Genomic DNA, 18165 nt, shown 5'->3' on the forward strand with positions numbered 1-18165 from the left:
GCTAGCGGGGGGCGAATCGAAGGGAAAGCGCGAAAGGAGAGGCTTACGATCGATGGCGACGATGGACGGCGATTTCTGGGTCTTCGGCTATGGTTCCTTGATGTGGCGGCCGGGTTTCGAATTTCTCGAAAGCGCCCTCGCCTGGGTGCATGGCTATCACCGATCGCTCTGCGTCTTCTCCCATGTCCACCGCGGAACGCGGGAGCGCCCAGGCCTCGTGCTCGGCCTCGACTATGGCGGCTCCTGCCTCGGCGTCGCCTTTCGGGTCGCCGGAGCGGCGCGCGAGGAGACGATCGCCTATCTGCGCGCCCGCGAATTGGTGACCTCTGTCTATATCGAGCGCAATGTGGGGCTGCGCTTCGCCGAGGGCGGCTCGGCCCGCGCGCTCGCCTTCATCGTCGATCGCGCCCATGCGCAATATGCCGGGCGCCTGTCGATCGACGAGATGACTCGGCTCGTGGAGGGCGGCGTCGGCGCCTCGGGCGACAATCCCTCCTACGTCCGCAACACGCACGAGCATCTTCAGCAGCTCGACATTCACGATCCGGCGCTCGCCGAGATCGTGCGCCGGCTTTCGGCGCCGACGGCCTCCCTCGCCGAGAGCGCCTGAGAAAGCTCAGTTCAGCAAGGCTTTGGCGAGGTGGCGCGCGACCTCGACCGGCAGAGCGCAAAAGCGCACATGCCATTCGTTCACGCCGAGAGCGATGGCCGCCGCGCGCGCGAGACGGCCGCTCGGCGCATCGAATTCCTCGGTCGAGAGCACGCAGACCGGCCGGCGTTCCGCGCCCTCGCGCGCTACGCCGATGACGACCGCGCGGGCGAAGCCCGCCACCAGCGCCTCCTCTTCCGCCGAAAATATCGTGCAGACATAGCGTTCGCCGCGACCGGCGCGCCAGGAATAGAAGCGCTCGCGCAGCGGCGTCGCATGTAGCGCGGCCAATCCGCCTCCGCGAATGACCGACGCTGCGGCAGCCGGCCTTCTGCCCCGGTCCTGGACTCGATCGACCACGAACATGACGCCCCTCACGAAAGGCCTCGAAGAAAGACGAGAACAAACTTAGAACATAAAAGGAACTTTTGTCAAACTGTTCGTGTTCGTCCAGATGGTCCTTTTGGTCTAGGCCGCCGCGGAGCCGCCCTCCGTGCGCAGCCAGGCGGCGCCGCAGGCGCGCGCCAATTCGCGCACGCGCAGAATATAGCTCTGCCGCTCAGTGACGGAGATCACGCCGCGCGCATCCAGCAGATTGAAGGCGTGACTGGCCTTTATGCATTGATCATAGGCGGGCAGCGCCATCAGATGGCGCTCGCCCTCGCCTCTGTCGCCGAAAGCGAGCAGCTTGCGGCATTCGGCCTCGGCGGCGCGGAAATCGGAGAACAGCTTCTCCGTGTCGGCGGCCTCGAAATTATGCCGTGAATATTCCTGCTCGGCCTGCAGGAAAACATCGGCGTAAGTGACCTTGTCCTCGTCGCCGCCGTTGAAATTCAGTTCCATGATCGAATCGACGCCCTGCAGATAGCAGGCGAGCCGCTCGAGCCCATAGGTCAGCTCGCCGGCGACAGGCGCGCAATCGAAGCCCGCCACCTGCTGAAAATAGGTGAATTGCGAGATCTCCATGCCGTCGCACCAGCATTCCCAGCCCAATCCCCAGGCGCCGAGCGTCGGGCTCTCCCAATCATCCTCGACGAAGCGGATGTCATGCAGTTTCGCGTCGACGCCGATCGCCGCCAGCGAGGCGAGATAGAGCGACTGCAGATCCGGCGGCGAGGGCTTCAGAATCACCTGATATTGATAAAAGTGCTGGAGCCGATTGGGGTTTTCGCCATAGCGCCCGTCCTTCGGGCGCCGGCTCGGCTGCACATAGGCGGCCTTCCAGGGCTTGGGGCCGAGCGCCCGCAGAGTGGTGGCGGGGTGAAACGTGCCTGCGCCCATCTCCATATCGTAAGGCTGCAAAATGACGCAGCCCTGCGCCGCCCAGAAATTCTGCAGGGTCAGAATGAGGCCCTGGAACGAGCGGGTGGGAGAAAGTCTGTCTGGCGCGGTCATTTGCATCGATCCTCATGCTGCGGCCGGCAGGCTAGTCGCGGCGCGCGCGCCGGTCAACGCGGCGGGGCGCCCGCAAAAAAGCCGCGCGCTGTCCAGCCGCCCGCGCTATTGTCCAGCCGCCGGCGATGACAAAGGAGCGCAGGGCTGGAATGAGGGGGCGTGATATCGTCTTGGCGATCGGCGGGGCGGCGGCGGCAATTTGGATCGAAGGAGCGAGGCCTGCGCAGGCGCATGCCGTCCTCTCGGAATCGACGCCGCGCGAAGCGCAGATCGTCTTTGGACCCGATCTCGATGTGGAGCTGAGATTCAACTGCCGGATAGACGCGCGCCGCTCGCGGCTGCTGCTGATCTCGCCGGACATGCATGGAACTGTGCTTCCGCTGCTGGAGGGCGCCGCCGCCGATGAGCTGCGCGCCGGGCTGCATGATCTTCGGCGCGGCGCCTATCGGCTGCATTGGCAGGTGCTGAGCGTCGACGGACACATCACCCGCGGCGACATCTCCTTTCGCGTCGGCCGCTGAGCCATGCAGCAATTCATCGAGATCTACGGCTTTCTCAGCGTCATTCTGCGCGGCTCCATCTCGGGGGCGCTGTCGCTCGCCGTCGGCGGCGTCGCCTTTCTCCTGCTCATCGCCGAACCGCTGGCGCCACGGCTCGGCGCGGCGGCGGAGCCCATAGCCGCGCGCGCCGGACGAATCGTTTTTTGGAGCGCGCTCACCCTCGCCTGTCTCGTCTCTCTCGATGCGGCGGCGCTCGCGACCATGCTCGTCGGCGCGCTGGAGCTCTCCTTCGCGGATGCGCTCACCGCCGATGCGGTGAAGGCCGATGCGCTCGCGGCGGCGCCGGCCCTCGCGCTCGCCTTCGCGATTCGCAGCGGGGCGGCGCGGCCCCTGCCCCTCGCCGCCTTCGCGGCGGCTTTGATCTGCGCCCGGCTCGGCGCCACGCACGCCATCAGCCGGCTCGACAATCCGCCGGGCCTCGTCGCCGCCGAGCTCGCGCATCTCACTGGCGTCGCTCTGTGGATCGGCGGCATTCCCTATTTCCTCATGGCGCTGGCCCGCGCCCCGGACGGCGAGGCGCAACGCGCCATCGGCCTGCGCTTCTCGCATCTCTCAATGGTCGCCGTGGCGATGATCGCCGCCGGCGGCGTCGCCATGTCGATCGTCTATATCGGCGCGGTCGAGAATTTCTACGGCGCCGCCTATGGCGTGATGGTGGGCGCCAAGACCATCCTCTTCGCCGGCCTGCTGTCGCTCGGCGCGCTCAATTTCCTCGCCGTTCGCCGCTCCCCGGCCGATCGAGGCGCCTTCGCGCGGCTGCGCCGTTTCGCGGAGGTGGAGATCGGCGTCGGCTGGACGGTCGTTTTCGCGGCCGCCTCGCTCTCCTCGCTGCCGCCGGCCGTCGATCTGGCGCGCGACCGGGTGAGCTTCGCCGAGATCGTCGAGCGGCTGACGCCACAATGGCCGCCGCGCCTCGAGAGCCCGGATCACTCCACCCTCTCCGTCTCGTTGCCGCAGGTCCAGACCGCGCGCGCCGAAGATGCGACACAGACGAATGATGCGACCGCCGCCGCCATTGCGGCGCAGCGCAACGCCGAGGATATCGCCTGGTCGGAATATAATCACCACATCGCCGGGCTCTTCGTCGCCGCCATGGGGCTGCTGGCGCTGCTCGAGCATTGGCGCCGCCTTTCCCCCGTCGCGCGCCATTGGCCGATGCTGATGCTGGGCCTCGCCGGCTTCCTGTTTCTGCGCGCCGACGAAGCCGTCTGGCCGCTCGGCCAGCTCGGACTCATCGAGAGCCTGCGCGACCCCGAGATCGCTCAGCATCGCATCTTCCTCGCGCTCATCATCGGCTTCGGAATCTTCGAGTGGCGCGTGCGGATGCGGCGCGTGAAGGCGCAATGGGCGCCGCTCGCCTTCCCCTTCATCACCGGCGTCGGCGGCGCGCTGCTGCTCGCCCATTCGCATGGGCTCTCCAACATAAGGGAAGAGTTTCTGATCGAGGTCACGCATACGCCGCTGGCGCTGGTCGGCCTGCTCGCCTCCTCGGCCCGCTGGCTGGAGATACGCCTCGAAGGCCGCGGCGCGCGCATCGCCGGCATCGTCTGGCCCATCGCCTTCACTCTGGCCGGCCTGATGCTGCTCGCCTATCGGGAAGCGTGATTTCACTCATGCAGAATGTTCATGCGCCCATGAAAATTCTGCATTTTGGACCCCGAAAGCTCACGACTTAGAAATTCCCGACGGCGAAAAGCCGAATGGCGAAAAGCCGCATGGGAGGAACAAATGACGATTCTCGCGGAAGTCTTGTCAGCGAACGACAAATATGTCGCGGATTTCGGAGACAAGGCGCAGCTCGCTCTGCCGCCGGCGCGGCGCTTCGCGATACTGACCTGCATGGACGCGCGGCTCGACCCGGCCAAATACGCCGGCCTCTCCGAAGGCGACGCGCATGTGATCCGCAACGCCGGCGGGCGCGCGTCCGACGATGCGATCCGCTCGCTGATCATCTCGCACAAGCTGCTCGGCACGCTCGAATGGTTCGTGATCCACCATTCCGATTGCGGCATGGAGCTGTTCTGCGATGAGGTGATGGCCGATCTTCTCGACGACAGCCTGGCGACGGCGGCCTTCGACGGGACCGCATGGTCCAATCCCCAGCATGGCGGCGGCTGCACGGCGGGCCATTTCGTGAAATGGCTCACCATCGAGTCTCAGGAGGAGAGCGTCTATCAGGATGTGAAGCGCATCCGCGAGAATCCGCTGACGCCGAAGAATATTCCGATCTACGGCTTCATCTATGATGTGAAGAGCGGCAAGCTGATCGAGGTCCCCAAGGCGACAGAGGCGGGCCGCGCCTGACCGTCCGAAAGAGCCGAAACCAAGAAGCCCGGCGCCGCACGCTGGGCTTTTATTTTGGGAGCCCCGTGGTATTTCGAGCTGTGTCTCGGCCTATCGGTTTCGTGTTATGGGTAAAAAGCCATTTTCGAAAAGCCCGCCCGATCTCATTCTCGGGCCTTTGCCCGTCAAGATCATAAACCGCGTCCTGGAACTCGAGCTGGAGCCCGGCGTCGTAATCTTGTCGCGTGGAGCGCAGAGGCATGCCTTTCGCCAGCACGGAGAAGATTACGCCAAATGCCAGCCGCACGTCTCGTCGATTGTCGCGGAGCCGCTCTACATTGGCGATGACTTCAAGAACCACGGAAAAATCGAGCTGGTGGGACGCGTGATCGCGGCGGAAATCATCGTGCTCGTGGCGGTCAATATCGAACGCGACCGGCATGGACGATATCATATCGCCAGCTTTTACCCGATCTCTGAGGAGAAGGTTCAGAATCGGAAACGAAAAGGTCATCTCAAATGCGCATTTTAGGCAATCCGCGCCGCGCAAAACGATAAAGGCTCCGCTTTTGGCGGAGCCTTTAGAGTGCGATGTTATCTCGCCGGACGCCCAGCTCCGGATCTCTTCGCCGATAAAACCCCGTCTCAGGACAGAATTTTAGCGCTACTTTGCCATGAGAGCGCTAGACCTTATGGCGCGTGAGGAGGCCGTTCTCACCTCGAAATCTCATCGATACGATATGTAACACTGCGGGACCACGAGTTCAATCCCACGTCGCGACTGGTCGCCGCCGCCACATCACATCTTGCAGTTGGCCGCGCTCGGCAGAATGGAGAGCTCGGTCATCTCGCCAGTGAGCGCGAAATCGCCATAGTCGAGCTTCAGCGCGCGGGAGACGCCATTCTCATAGAGGTCGAAGGACAGCACATAGACAGGCTGCTCGTCGCGCTTGCCCGGCTCGAAATAGGAGATCGACACCGGCCAGCGCTTGAGCCCTTCGAGCTCCTTGATCTGCGCGGCCTTTTCGGTGACGACGCTGCTGGTCGGCCGGCCGATGACGCTCATCGTGTCGAAGACCTTCTCGCCGTCGCCGGAGCCGTCGAAGACCTTGGCCTCGAGAATGCGCTCATTGGTGAGCGCCGCGGCTAGGATATGGCGCAGATGCTCGGTCGGGAACAGCGCGCCGCCGTCCAGCGAGAGCTGGGACTGCTTGGGCCGGGCGAGATCGACCGAGAGCGCGGCGCCGGTCTTCTTTTTGGCCTTGCCGTCTATGTCCTCGGCCTGGACATTGTCCAGCTTGGTCTCGATGCGGAAACGGAAATCCTTGCCGTCGCCGGCCTCGAAAGTGGCGGAGCGCATGTCGGAGAGGCGCGGCGGGCCTTCGGCGGGCTGCAACTCAGTGATCTGGCGGAAATTCTGCACCCAGCCCTCGCAGGAGGAGCCGGTGAAATCGAAAGCGATGCGGCCGCGCGCCGAGGTCGGCGCCTTGCTGCCCGAGGCCTGCGCCAGCGTCAGATCATAGACGGCGCGATGCGGCGTCAGCTGCGGATGGCCGGCGACGGCCGCCACAGTGGCCGCGCTCTCGGCATGGGCGGCGAGCGCGAGGAAGGAGGCGCAGGCGAGCGTCGCGCCGATGAGATATTTTGGAGCCATTTGGGGTCTTTCTCCCTCTGTCGCGCTCTTGGTTGGTTACGGTCCGGCGTCTCCCGGCGCTTCGCGTCGACGACGACAGGGGCCGGAGGCTCTATCTTCGCTCCGGCGTGTCGTCGCGGCGCGGCGCACGCGCTGACGACCACTCTATCTCGGGCGAGCAAGATGTCGAGGCGAAGTCTCGCTCGACGCATTGCCTCCCGACCTTGGCCAAATTACGGTCGGCGGCAAAGCTGCAAGTTTCTTCAGAGATTCGGAAAGGATGGCGCAATGTCCGACACAGCGAAGACGCCGCTCGAAAAGCTCGAGGCGCTGGGTCTCACCCTCCCCACCCCGGCCGCGCCGGTCGCCAATTACGTGCCCTGGACGCGTTCCGGCAATCTCGTCTTCGTCTCGGGACAATTGCCGGTCGGCCCCGGCGGCGCGATCGATCCCGCGCATAAGGGCAAGCTCGGCGCATCGGTGGCGCTCGAGGCCGGACAGGCGGCGGCGCGCGTCTGCGCGCTCAATCTTCTCGCTCAAGCCTCCGTCGCGGCGGGCGGCGATCTCGCCAAGCTGCGCGTGCTGCGGCTCGGCGGCTTCATCAACAGCGCCGGCGATTACGGCCAGATTCCACAAGTGCTGAACGGCGCCTCCGATCTCGTCGCCACCGTGCTCGGCGAGAATGGACGCCATGCGCGCTTCGCCGTCGGCGTCGCTCAGCTGCCGCTCGACGCCGCGGTGGAGGTGGACGCGACCTTCGAGATTTTGGAGTAGCCGATGAGCCCAAGCGGCGGCGGCCGTTACCATTGGCTCACGGAACATAAGATCGCGCATCGAGGCCTCCACGATCTCGCGAAAGGCGTGGCCGAGAATTCGCTGTCGGCGGCGCGCGCCGCCGCCTGCGCCGGCTACGCGATAGAATGCGACGTGCAGGCGAGCGCCGATGGCGAGGTCATCGTCTTCCACGACGAAACATTGGAGCGCCTGACCGATGCGACCGGCCGTCTCGACGCGCTGACTCGTTTCGAGATCGCGCGGCTCACATTGCGCGGAACGCGCGAGGGCGCGCCGACGCTGCGCGATCTTCTCACGACGATCGGTGGAAATGTTCCTCTCTTCATCGAGATCAAGAGCCGTTTCGACGGCGATCTCGCTCTCGCGCGCAATGTCGCGGATATTGTCGCGCATTATCGCGGCGCAGCGGCGATCGAGAGCTTCGACCCCGCGCCGATCGCCGAATTGCGCGCGCATTTCGATAGGTTGGGCGTTTCCGGCGTTCCGCTCGGCATTGTCGCGCAGGCGTCTTATGTAGGGCCGGACTGGAGCTTTCTCACCGCCGCGCAGCGGGAGGAGCTCACGCAATTCTCCCATGTCGCGCGCACGCGGCCGGATTTTCTCTCCTGGAACGTCGCCGATCTGCCGCATGCGATTCCGCGCCGCTGCCGCGAGGAGCTCGGCATTCCGGTGACGACATGGACCGTGCGCAGCGCGGAACAGGCGAAGGCCGCGCTCGCCTTCGCCGATCAGATCGTCTTCGAGGGATTTGCGCCCTGAGCGGCCTCGTCCGACGTCGTTTTCCGTCATAAATCTATCGTCGAGTTCGAGCTACGATCGAGCGCTTTTTTTATTTGGAGCTCGAAAATGATTATCGAATCGAAGTTCGACGACGCCGAATTGCGCGACCAGATCCGGTCTGGACAGGCTGCCCCGCATCCGACGCCGGATCCCGCCCGTGTGGTCGACCAGATCGTGCATCGCGTGCGCGCCGGCGCGGGCGTCGATTTCGACGCCTATGAAGCGCTGATCGGCGCGAATGATCTCGTCGAGATCAATTATCTCGAACGCGGCCTCATGGCTGCGCGCGCCGTGTGCCGCATCAACGCCCCGGCCCTCGTCGGCAATGGGAGCGAATGGGGAACGGGCTTTCTGATCGGCCCGCGCCTGCTGCTGACCAATAATCACGTATTGCCCACGCCGGAGGACGCGCTGCGCGCGACGATCGAGTTCGGTTACGAGCTCGACGGCTCGGGCCGGCTGCGCCGCAGCACCCGCTTCGCCCTGTCGCCGCAGGACGGCTTCATCACCAGTCGGAGGGATCGTCTCGACTATACGATCGTCGTCGTCGCCGAGCGAAGCGAGGACGGCGCCGCGCTCGCCGATTTCGGCTATCTGCGTCTCGACGCGCGCACCGGCAAGATCGACACTGGCAATTACGTCACGATCATCCAGCATCCCGACGCGCGCACGAAGCGCATTTCGCTGCGAGAAAACAAGATCGTCAAATATGGCGACGAGAGAGATTCTTCGAAGGACGACTTCCTCTGGTATTCGTCGGACACCGCGCCCGGCTCCTCCGGCGCGCCCGTGTGCACGGACGCTTGGCAAGTCGTCTGCCTCCATCACGCCGGCGTGCCGGAGCGCACGATCGTCGATGGCGTCGAGCATTGGACGCTCGCCGACGGATCGACCGCCCCGGCGACGGCGGCGCGGCGGCTCGAGGGCGAGAAAATCAAATGGATCGCCAATGAGGGCGTGCGTGTGTCCAAGCTGCTCGCCGACCTCGAGCAGCAGGTCAAATCCTCTGCGACGCCGCACTCCGCGCTGATCGCAGACCTGCTCGCCGACGCATTCGGCGTTGCGCCCTTTCCGGGCGCGCAGCCCTTGCAGAGCATCGTCGGCCCGCCGATCATCGGCGCTCCGGCGATCCTCGTCGCGCAATCGGCCGCGCTGGAAGCTGCGCGCGCACCGAAACGGCGCACGCATCCGGCCAATTATTTCGACGGCCGAAAAGGCTATGATCCGAACTTCCTCCCCGTGGCGGTGCCCTTGCCGGCGCTCGGCCCCGACGCGCTTCGCTTCGGCAGCCCGGCCAAGATCGCCGGCGCGTCGGACGACGTGCTGCGCTATCTGCACTTCTCGGTCGTCTTCAATGGCGACCCCAAGCGTAAGCTGGCCTTCTTCACCGCCGTCAACATAGACGGCGCCAAATGGGTCAACCTCGATCGCGGCGCCGACGCCTGGTACTATGACCCGCGCCTGCCCGAGGAATTGCAGATCGGCGACGAGCTCTATGGCAACGAGCCCGTGCCGGGGAAGAACTACTTCGACCGCGGCCATCTGGTGCGCCGGCTGGACCCGGTCTGGGGCGCGATTCGCGAAGCCAAGCAGGCGAACGACGACACCTTCCACTGGACCAATTGCTCGCCCCAATATTGGGGCTTCAATCAAGGCGCCGACCTCTGGCAGGGTCTCGAGAATTTCATTCTCTACAATACCGACGAGGAAGATATCCGCGCCAGCGTCTTCACCGGCCCCCTGTTCCGATCCGACGACGAAGAGCATCGCGGCGTGCTGATCCCGCAGTTCTTCTGGAAAATCGTCATTGTCGCCGACCGCAGGGGCGCGCTCTACTCGAGCGCCTATATCGTCAGCCAGCAGGACTATGCTCTGAACATTCCTTTCGAGCAGCTGCCGGTAGGCCCGAACAGCTCGGAGCCCGGCCAGAACTTTCAGGTTCCGGTGACGAAAATCGAAGCGGAGACGGGACTGCGTTTCCCGGATGCGGTGAGAAGCGCCGACGTCTTCACCGGCCCGGTCGCCGGACGACGGCTGCGCACGCTGGCCGACGTGCAGCATCCGAGACGCTGACCGCGTCTCGGATGCTGCGGAGCATTCAAGGCGTCGAAGGCGCGGCGACCGCTGTCGACACATGCGCGGCGAGCGCGTCGCGCAGCGCCTGCTCCTTATTGTGATCGAGCGAGGTCTTGAGCACGATGCCGCCGGTGCCCTTCACCGCATCGAGCAGCTTGTCGGCCGTCAGCTTGCGGATCAGCACGAAGAGAGCGGCATTGCCGGGCTGAAGCGTCTCCGAGAGCTGCTTCATGAAAGCGTCGTTGATGCCGTAATCGGTGAGCGCGCCGCTGAGCGCGCCCGCGCCCGCGCCGATCGCCGCGCCGAGCAGCGGATTGAGGAAGATGAGCCCGATCAGCGCGCCCCAAAAGGTGCCGCTCACGGCGCCGGCCGCGGTGGTATTGAGGAGCTGGTTCAGCTTCACATGGCCGCTCGGCTCCTTCACCGCGATGACGGCGTCGCTGATCTCGATCACATATTCCTTCTGCAGCTCGAACAGCTTCTGCCGAATGTCCTCGGCCTTGGCTTCGGTCGGATAGACGATGACAACGAGATCGGACATGAAAGCTCTCCTTTTGTCGGAAGACGCGCATCCTCATTGAAGCGCGTGAACGTGTCGTTGCGACGACCGCGCGAATGCGAGACGACGACGCGCGCTCCGCCGTCCCCGGCGAAACGCACGAATGCGAGCATCGTTTCCGCTTCTCTCTATCTAGGGAGCTAGGGCTGAATCGAAACCAGCCGGCGCCATGCTACAGGCAGGCGATCGATAATATCGTCGGCGATGAGGCCGGCGCCGAAGTCATCCGCCGCGGCGGCGTGCATCCACACCGCGCAGGAGGCTGCGGCGAAAGGCTCCATGCCTTGCGCCAGGAGGCCCGCGACAATGCCGGTGAGAACGTCGCCGGAGCCGGCGGTGGCGAGCCAAGGCGAAGCCTCCGCCAATATGGAGGCGCGCCCGTCCGGCGCGGCGACCACAGTGTCCGGCCCTTTGAAAATCACAATGGCGCCGATATCGCGCGCGGCGTCGCGCGTGCGCTCCAGCTTGGAGATGGGCGCGCCGCTGATCGTGCGCTCCCAGCGCTGGCCGTGAAAGAGCCGCGCGAACTCGCCGCCATGCGGCGTCAGCACCACCGGACCCGGCGCAGCGCGAATCGCCTCGCGCAGACGATCCGGCGCGAGCGCGAAGCTGGTCAGCGCGTCGGCGTCGAGCACGACAGCGCGGCGCTCCTTAGACGGCGCGAGCGCAGTCTCGACCAGAGCGCAGCTCGCCTCGCCGACGCCGAGCCCCGGCCCCAGAGCGACGACATTCTTGCGTTTGTCCTCGAGCAGCGCCGAAAGCCCGGCAGGCCCGTCGGCGACGCGCAGCATCACCGCGGTCAGTGCTGGCGCGTTGACGGCGAAGGCCTCCTGCGGCGTCGCCAGAGTGACGAGCCCGGCGCCGCCGCGCAGCGCCGCCAGCGCAGAAAGCCGCGCCGCGCCCGTATGCGAGGCGCCGCCCGAGACCACCACCGCATGGCCGCGCGCATATTTATGGCCCTCGACGCTCGGCAGGCGCAGAGCGTCGCGCCAGGCGGCGGGCTCGTTGACGAAGGTCTGCGGCTGGATCTTCTCCAGCACATTCGACCTTATGCCGATATGGGCGCAGGAGATCGTCCCGCAGCGTAGCCGGCCCGGCAACAGCAGATGCCCGCATTTCAGCCGGAAGAAAGTGACCGTCGAATCGGCCTGCACGGCGACGCCGCGAATGGCGCCGCTGGTGCCGTCGACGCCGGAGGGAATGTCGATGGCGATGATCTTCTGCTTGGTCTCCTCGCGCCAGGCGTTGAGGCGCAAGATCAGCTCCGCCGTCGGCCCGTCCAGATCACGCGCGAGACCCGTGCCGAACAAAGCGTCGATGACGAGATCGACGCCTTTGAAATCGCAAGTGGCGGCGTCCTCGACACGGCCGTCCCAGCTCGCCGCGGCCAAGCGCGCGTCGCCATTGAGCGTGTCCGGCGGCGTGAGCGCGGCGACGCGCACCTTGAAGCGCTGGCTGCGCAATATGCGCGCGGCGACATAGCCGTCGCCGCCATTATTGCCCGGCCCGCACAGCACCAGCACGCGCCGCCCCGCCGTCTTCACCAGAAAGGCGGTGGCCGCCGCGGCTATGGCGGCGGCGGCCTTCTCCATCAGCGCCATGCCGGCGACGCCGCTCTCTATGGTGAGGCGGTCGGCGCGCGCCATTTGCGCTGTGGTCAAAAGTTCGGGCGGATAGGGTCCGAGCGGCATGGCGCGATGGTGGGCGAAACCGCCCCGCTCCGCAACGCCTTTTCCCCGCTACGGCCGAAACCCGCGCTTTTTTGACGCGTTTGCGCCAGCGGCGCGGCCGGGCGTCGCGCATCGAGAGCGCGGCGCCGAATCGACGCCGCGCCGAATCGAGGCGGCGTCTCGTCAGGGCGCGCCTTGGGGCTGCACATCGAAATGCAGCATCATGCCCATGTCCTCATGCTCCACGAGGTGGCAGTGATAGGGATAGACGCCCGTATAGCCGCGCGGGAAATGCACGAGCAGCTCGACCAGCTCGTTGGACTGGATGCGCACAGTGTCGTGACGCACGACGCCATCGAAATCGAGCCGCCGCTCTATGCGCGCGAAGACCGAGTTCTCGGAGGCGTCCTTGCGCAGGCGAAAACGCCGCAGCACGACGAAATTCACGAGATGCATATGGAACGGATGCATGTCGGGAAGGCCATCGGCGAGATGCTCCTGATCATTGCCGATATTGACGACATACCAGCGCTCATAGCTGCCCTCGCGCGGACGGATGACGGCGCGCCCCGCCGCCGGATTATGCCGATAGAGATGCGCGTAGCGAAAGATGGGCGGATAGCCGGCGGGATCGACATTGTCGGTGGCCAGCGGCCATAGCGGATCGGCGTGACGCGCCGCATGGGGCGGATTGGGATCGGCCGGCTCGAAGAAAAAGGCGCGCGAGACCTGATAGGCGACGCCCGCAGCGGGTTGGCCCTCCTCCCAAGGCGTCGCCAGCTTTGCGTCGAACGGCACGGTGAAGGCGCTGGCGTCGCCAGCGGGCGCGGTGGAGGGCCGCAGCTCCCACATTTGCGTGTCGCGCCACGGCGCGCCGGTGATTGGATTGACTGGCTCGACATCGGCCTTGCCGGCGGTGTCGTTCATCAGCAGCACGAAGCGATTGCGCACCACGGGCGCATCGGCGTTGGCGCGCGTCAATGCGGGCTTGCTGGCGTCCCAGCGGAAGCTCTCGTCATCGGCGTAGCGCAGCAAAATCTTGTCGAGCGTGACGCGATCGAGCGGCGACGCCGCAGCGGCGTGATGCGCCGCCGGCGCAGCAGCGCCCCCGGCTCCATGCGTATGCGCGGCGTCGACGATGCGGAACTCCATCACATTGGCGAGCGGCAGATCGGCATGCGGTCCGTCGCTCTTTTGCGTGAAGGCGATCGCCTTCAGCGCGTCCGGCGTTCCCGGCGCTAAGACGGAATTGGCGTCGTTCTGAAAGATCGGCTCCTGCTCCGGCTGAGCCGGGTCATAGCCCGCGATCGACAGATTGACGAGATGAAGAGAGCCGAGGACGTCATTGTCGATTTGGGTGAGATCGAGCAGAACGTCGAGACGCTCGCCCGGCGCCAGCAAGAGATAATCCAGCTCCTCGAGCTCCTCGCCGCGGCTGAACAGGCCGCCGTCATTGCCGATGGCGGTGAGAAGATCGCCATACCAGATCTTGCCGCCGATCTTGCCGTCCGCATCGGCGAGCGTCAGCGCATAGCTGCGGGCGTTGGAGCCGTTGAGGATGCGCAGGCGATAGATCTTGGGATTGACATGGGCGTGCGGCCACGGCCGGCCATTGACCAGAATCGTGTCGCCGAGAAATTCCGGCCGAATGAAGGAGCGCTTGCCGGTCGTCGGGTCCTTTTGCAGCGGCGCGCCCTTCAGATAGCTCACTCCGGCGCCGTCGGCGTTCAGGCAGCGGTCCTGAATAACGAGCGGCAATTCCTGCGTCTCGTCGCCGATGAGATGGAACAGCTCGGCGTCCGAATTGTCGCGCACGAAATAGAGGCCCGCGAGGCCGGCATGCACCTGCACGGCGGTATTGTCCATGCCGTGATCGTGGAACCACAGCATGGCCGCGCGCTGGTCGTTGGGATAGCAATAGGAGCGATAGGCGGGCATTCCATAAGGATTGCCCTCGAAGCTCGCCGGGCTCAGCGGCCAGCCGTCCGAATCCGGCCGCGCCTTGGCGCCGTGCAGATGCGCGACGACGCCGACCGGATAATTCATCGACTTATACTGGTCTATGTCCTCGGCGAGATCCATGGGCGGCGGATCGATCGGCGGCATGGCCAGCGAGCGCGCGTCGCCGGGCTTTTCGGCCGGCATGGAGCCGATTCGGTTGATCCAGACCACCTCGAGCGGGCGCCCGCGCGTGACATTGACGATTGGGCCGAGATAATTCTCGAGGCTGGCGGCGCGCTCCTGCGGCGAGCCCTGACGAATATAGCACCAGGCGTTGGGTGAAGCCGGCGCGGCGACCGCATCGGTAAATTTGACGCTGCGCGCCTCGACCGAAATGGCGATTTTCCCCCAACCGCCGGTCTGGCCGGCGCCGATGATGTCGAGGGCGGCGAGCGGCAGGTGATTGTCGAATTTCATGAGCATGAAACGAAATCCTCGAGAGACAAAGAAATCGAACGCAAAACCGCGGACCGGGGAATGATCGCCTATATTATGGCGGACAATGTGGCGAGAATTGATCGCGCCGGCGAAGCTCGACGGATGTCCGACGCTCTGGATTGACGTTGGGCCGCGACTGCCGCAAGCTCCAATGCAATTTCGCGCTCGGTCTCGAATAGTCCCGACTATATCTCGATCGAATTTCGAGGAGATCGCTCCAATGGGAGATTTGACGCAGGATTTCTTCGCCGCTGTGCGCAGCGGCGTGCGTTGGAAGGACGCCTACGATCTCTGCAACGGCATGGACATGTTCGGCATGCTGCGCGCATTCGCTGGACTCGAGCCGCGCTACTTGCAGGAATTGCGCGCCCGCATGAACGAGTTCGACGTGTGGGGCGGTCCCAACATGCCGCGCATCCGTTTCGCCATGGACACGGTGCAGAAGCGCTCCCTGCCGACGCCGCCGCCCGGACTGCCCCAGGATCAGGTCCAGGCGGCGCGACTCTTTCTGGAATCGACGACCGCGCACCCGGTCGGCCCGGGCTCGCCCGCGCGAGCCGTGATCGAGAAATGGGCGAAACGCTTCACGACGGTCGGCATAGATCCCGGCGATCGATTTCTCTATCGCGGCGCGACCCCTTATCTCGCGTTGAAGCACAAGACTCAGGGCGGGATGACGCCGCTCGCGGACAAATGTCACGGGCCGGCGCTCGTCCGAGTGCATGGGCTGGCTGTTCATTGCACAGCGGGCGCGGCGGGACCCGACTGCTACACGGTGTCTCGTTATCGCTGCGTCGACACATGGAACAATAATGGCGCGAGCGCCCATTTCGCCATTTCCGGCAATGGCGACGTCGCGCAATTCATACCGACCAATTACATAGCCTGGGCGCAGGGTCCCGGCAACGACAATTGGATAAGCGTCGAAGTCGACAATGACGGACGCGCGCCGATGACGATCAATCAGCTCACCGCAACGAAACTGCTGTTTCAATGGGTGTGCAAGACATTCGCCACGCCGCGCACGGTGGCGACCGGCCATCTCGTGGGCGATCCGGGCTGGGACGACATCACGCGCGCGATCTGCGACGCTTCGGACGCTTCCGTCTCGATGTCACGCGCGGAAACGCTCGCTTCGCGCGGCCTCTCCTGTCATCGATGGCTGCAATTCGCAGGCGGCAAGCCCTGCCCCGGCAAAGGCATCCTCTCTCAGCTCGCGTCGATCGCCAAGCCCGGCGCCCTCTGCTGACGCGCCTCGACATTCACACCGAGGCGAGGCGGAACGGCGCGTGTGGCCGGCGCTATCGACCGGGCCGACGCCTCGCCCCTCGCGCCTCGGCCGCCGCCGTGCTAACTCCTCGCCATGCCCTCCCTCCCCCCGCAGGCGCGCGCGCTGCTCAAATCCGTGTTCGGCTATGAGGATTTCCGGCCCGGCCAGGCGGAGATCATCGCCGCCGTGCTGGCTGGCGAGCCGGTGCTCGCCATCATGCCGACGGGCAGCGGCAAATCCATGTGCTATCAGCTGCCCGCTCTCGTCGATGGCAAGCTCACCGTGGTCGTCTCGCCGCTCATCGCGCTGATGCGCGATCAGGTGCGGCAGATGCGCGCCTATGGCGTGCCGGCGGCGACGCTCAATTCCATGAATGACGCCGCCGAGAATGACGAGGCGCGCCGCGGCATTCGCTCCGGCGAGTTGCGCCTCTTATTCGTCTCGCCGGAGCGGCTGGTCATGCCCGGCCTCATCGCCGAGCTGCAGCGCGCCGGCGCAGCGCGCCTCGCCATAGACGAAGCGCATTGCGTCTCCGAATGGGGCCATGATTTCCGCCCGGAATATCGCGAGCTCGGCGCGACGGCGGCGACTCTCGGCGCGCAAGTCGTCGGCCTCACCGCCACGGCCGACAGCGCGACGCGCGCCGATATCGCGCAGCGCCTGTTCGCGACGAGCCCGCACGTCTTCCTGCATAGTTTCGACCGACCCAATCTGGCGCTCAATTTCGCCGCCAAGGACAGTCCGCGCCGCCAGCTGCAGCGCTTCCTGGACAAGCATCGCGGCGAGAGCGGCATCGTCTATTGCTCCTCGCGCGACGCGACGGAAAAGCTCGCCGCCTTCTTCGCCGAGCAGGGCCATGACACCATCGCCTATCACGCCGGGCTCGAGCAGACGCTGCGCAACCGCAATGGGGATCGCTTCCTGCAGGAGGACGGGATTATCGCCGTCGCGACCATCGCCTTCGGCATGGGCGTCAACAAGCCGGATGTGCGCTTCGTCGCCCATGCCGACATGCCGTCCAGCGTCGAATCCTATTATCAGGAGATCGGCCGCGCCGGTCGCGACGGATTGCCGGCCGACACGCTCACGCTCTACGGCCTCGACGATATGGCCTTCCGCCGCCGGCAGATCGATCAGAAAGAAGTGCCCGACGAGCGCAAGCGCATAGAGCATGATCGCTTCTCCGCGCTCGCCATGCTCTGTGAGACGCCCTCCTGCCGGCGCCAGACTCTGCTCGCCTATTTCGACGAGGAGAGCCCGCCCTGCGGACGCTGCGACGTCTGTCTCGGCCAAGTTCAGGTCTATGACGGCGCCATAGATGCGCAGAAAGCGCTGTCCGCCGCGATGCGAACGGGCCAGCGCTTCGGCGCCGGCTATCTCGCAGATATTCTCACCGGCGAGGCCAGCGAGGCGGTGCGTCGCAACGGCCATGACGGCATCAAGACCTTCGGCGTCGGCAAGGATCGCTCCAAGCAGGATTGGGGCGCGATCATTCGGCAATTATTCGCCGCGCGCGCTCTCGCGAGCACGGAGCATGGCGGCTTTCGCCTGACGCAAATGGGCGAGGATATTCTCTTCGGCCGCGCGCAGATTTCGCTGCGCCGCGATCCGCTGACAGCGAAGGCGCCGCGCGGCAAGCGCGGCGAGGCTCCGCGCGCGACGCCGCTGGACGAGCAGGAGGAGCGCGTGCTGGCGGCGCTGAAGAAAAAGCGCCTGGAGCTGGCGCGCGAAGCCGGCCTGCCGGCCTATATGGTCTTCCCCGATCGCACTTTGATCGAGATGGCGTCGCGCCGCCCGGCGACGCTCGACGAAATGCGCCGCGTGCAAGGCGTCGGCGAGCACAAGCTCGCGCAATATGGCGACGCTTTCCTCGAGGCGCTGTCGGACGCGCTGCGCTGAGCCGGCCCTCTCGGCGACGGCGATATGCGCCGGGCTTCGTCCCGGCCGCCTGTTTCACATGACCTCCGGCAAATTTTCGCGACGCGCTGCGATGTTCCCGTGACATTTGCGCTTCGCCGAAAAGCGCGCGATCTTTTCGTTGCGGCGGAAACGAAAC

16 protein-coding genes are annotated in these 18165 nt (G+C 65.4%); 10 read left to right on the top strand and 6 right to left on the bottom strand.

The window, feature by feature from the left end; genetic code table 11:
* Positions 1-52: 52 nt before the first annotated feature.
* Positions 53-610 (top strand): gamma-glutamylcyclotransferase, encoded by a 558-nt coding sequence (locus EDE12_RS10715; RefSeq protein ID WP_026599006.1) that lies wholly within the window; start codon positions 53-55, stop codon positions 608-610.
* A 6-nt stretch (positions 611-616) separates the two neighbouring features.
* Here EDE12_RS10715 and EDE12_RS10720 read toward each other — a convergent pair whose 3' ends face one another.
* Both EDE12_RS10720 and EDE12_RS10725 read right to left on the bottom strand, forming a co-directional pair.
* Entirely contained in the window at positions 617-940 is a 324-nt protein-coding gene (locus EDE12_RS10720; protein ID WP_134188079.1) for a hypothetical protein, read from the bottom strand.
* 177 nt (positions 941-1117) lie between these two features.
* Complete coding sequence (locus EDE12_RS10725) at positions 1118-2044, bottom strand: glycine--tRNA ligase subunit alpha (RefSeq protein ID WP_024880529.1); 927 nt, start codon at positions 2042-2044, stop codon at positions 1118-1120.
* Positions 2045-2193: 149 nt separating this feature from the next.
* Here EDE12_RS10725 and EDE12_RS10730 point away from each other — a divergent pair, with 149 nt between their 5' ends.
* The 4 genes from EDE12_RS10730 (at position 2194) to EDE12_RS10745 (ending at position 5419) form a co-directional block, all read left to right on the top strand.
* Complete coding sequence (locus EDE12_RS10730; RefSeq protein ID WP_024880530.1) at positions 2194-2565, top strand: copper resistance CopC family protein; 372 nt, start codon at positions 2194-2196, stop codon at positions 2563-2565.
* Between the two features lie 3 nt (positions 2566-2568).
* Positions 2569-4209 (top strand): CopD family protein, encoded by a 1641-nt coding sequence (locus tag EDE12_RS10735; RefSeq protein WP_026599008.1) that lies wholly within the window; start codon positions 2569-2571, stop codon positions 4207-4209.
* Positions 4210-4332: 123 nt separating this feature from the next.
* Positions 4333-4908 carry a carbonic anhydrase gene (locus tag EDE12_RS10740; protein ID WP_024880532.1) on the top strand — a complete coding sequence of 192 codons (576 nt, stop codon included), beginning with the start codon at positions 4333-4335 and terminating at the stop codon, positions 4906-4908.
* Between the two features lie 106 nt (positions 4909-5014).
* On the top strand, positions 5015-5419 hold the full coding sequence (locus EDE12_RS10745; RefSeq protein ID WP_024880533.1) for a hypothetical protein: 405 nt from the start codon (positions 5015-5017) through the stop codon (positions 5417-5419).
* A 267-nt stretch (positions 5420-5686) separates the two neighbouring features.
* Here EDE12_RS10745 and EDE12_RS10750 read toward each other — a convergent pair whose 3' ends face one another.
* Complete coding sequence (locus EDE12_RS10750; RefSeq protein ID WP_026599010.1) at positions 5687-6541, bottom strand: cell envelope integrity EipB family protein; 855 nt, start codon at positions 6539-6541, stop codon at positions 5687-5689.
* 267 nt (positions 6542-6808) lie between these two features.
* Between EDE12_RS10750 and EDE12_RS10755 the strand changes: the two genes are divergently transcribed.
* The 3 genes from EDE12_RS10755 (at position 6809) to EDE12_RS10765 (ending at position 10168) form a co-directional block, all read left to right on the top strand.
* Positions 6809-7294, top strand: coding sequence for a RidA family protein (locus tag EDE12_RS10755; RefSeq protein WP_026599011.1), 486 nt, complete (start codon positions 6809-6811; stop codon positions 7292-7294).
* Positions 7295-7297: 3 nt separating this feature from the next.
* Positions 7298-8074, top strand: coding sequence for a glycerophosphodiester phosphodiesterase family protein (locus EDE12_RS10760; protein ID WP_026599012.1), 777 nt, complete (start codon positions 7298-7300; stop codon positions 8072-8074).
* Between the two features lie 87 nt (positions 8075-8161).
* On the top strand, positions 8162-10168 hold the full coding sequence (locus EDE12_RS10765; protein WP_026599013.1) for a DNA/RNA non-specific endonuclease: 2007 nt from the start codon (positions 8162-8164) through the stop codon (positions 10166-10168).
* Between the two features lie 25 nt (positions 10169-10193).
* On the opposite strand, the gene EDE12_RS10770 is transcribed toward EDE12_RS10765, so the two are convergent.
* The 3 genes from EDE12_RS10770 to EDE12_RS10780 form a co-directional block, all read right to left on the bottom strand.
* Positions 10194-10712, bottom strand: coding sequence for a DUF1269 domain-containing protein (locus tag EDE12_RS10770; protein WP_026599014.1), 519 nt, complete (start codon positions 10710-10712; stop codon positions 10194-10196).
* A gap of 158 nt (positions 10713-10870) precedes the next feature.
* Positions 10871-12421, bottom strand: coding sequence for a bifunctional ADP-dependent NAD(P)H-hydrate dehydratase/NAD(P)H-hydrate epimerase (locus EDE12_RS10775; RefSeq protein ID WP_026599015.1), 1551 nt, complete (start codon positions 12419-12421; stop codon positions 10871-10873).
* 162 nt (positions 12422-12583) lie between these two features.
* Complete coding sequence (locus tag EDE12_RS10780) at positions 12584-14824, bottom strand: multicopper oxidase domain-containing protein (RefSeq protein ID WP_026599016.1); 2241 nt, start codon at positions 14822-14824, stop codon at positions 12584-12586.
* A 235-nt stretch (positions 14825-15059) separates the two neighbouring features.
* Between EDE12_RS10780 and EDE12_RS10785 the strand changes: the two genes are divergently transcribed.
* Entirely contained in the window at positions 15060-16088 is a 1029-nt protein-coding gene (locus EDE12_RS10785) for a peptidoglycan recognition family protein (RefSeq protein ID WP_024880541.1), read from the top strand.
* A 114-nt stretch (positions 16089-16202) separates the two neighbouring features.
* Complete coding sequence (recQ, locus tag EDE12_RS10790; RefSeq protein WP_026599017.1) at positions 16203-18008, top strand: DNA helicase RecQ; 1806 nt, start codon at positions 16203-16205, stop codon at positions 18006-18008.
* Positions 18009-18165 lie beyond the last annotated feature (157 nt).

This window comes from Methylosinus sp. sav-2 (assembly GCF_004366495.1).
Lineage (GTDB): Bacteria > Pseudomonadota > Alphaproteobacteria > Rhizobiales > Beijerinckiaceae > Methylosinus.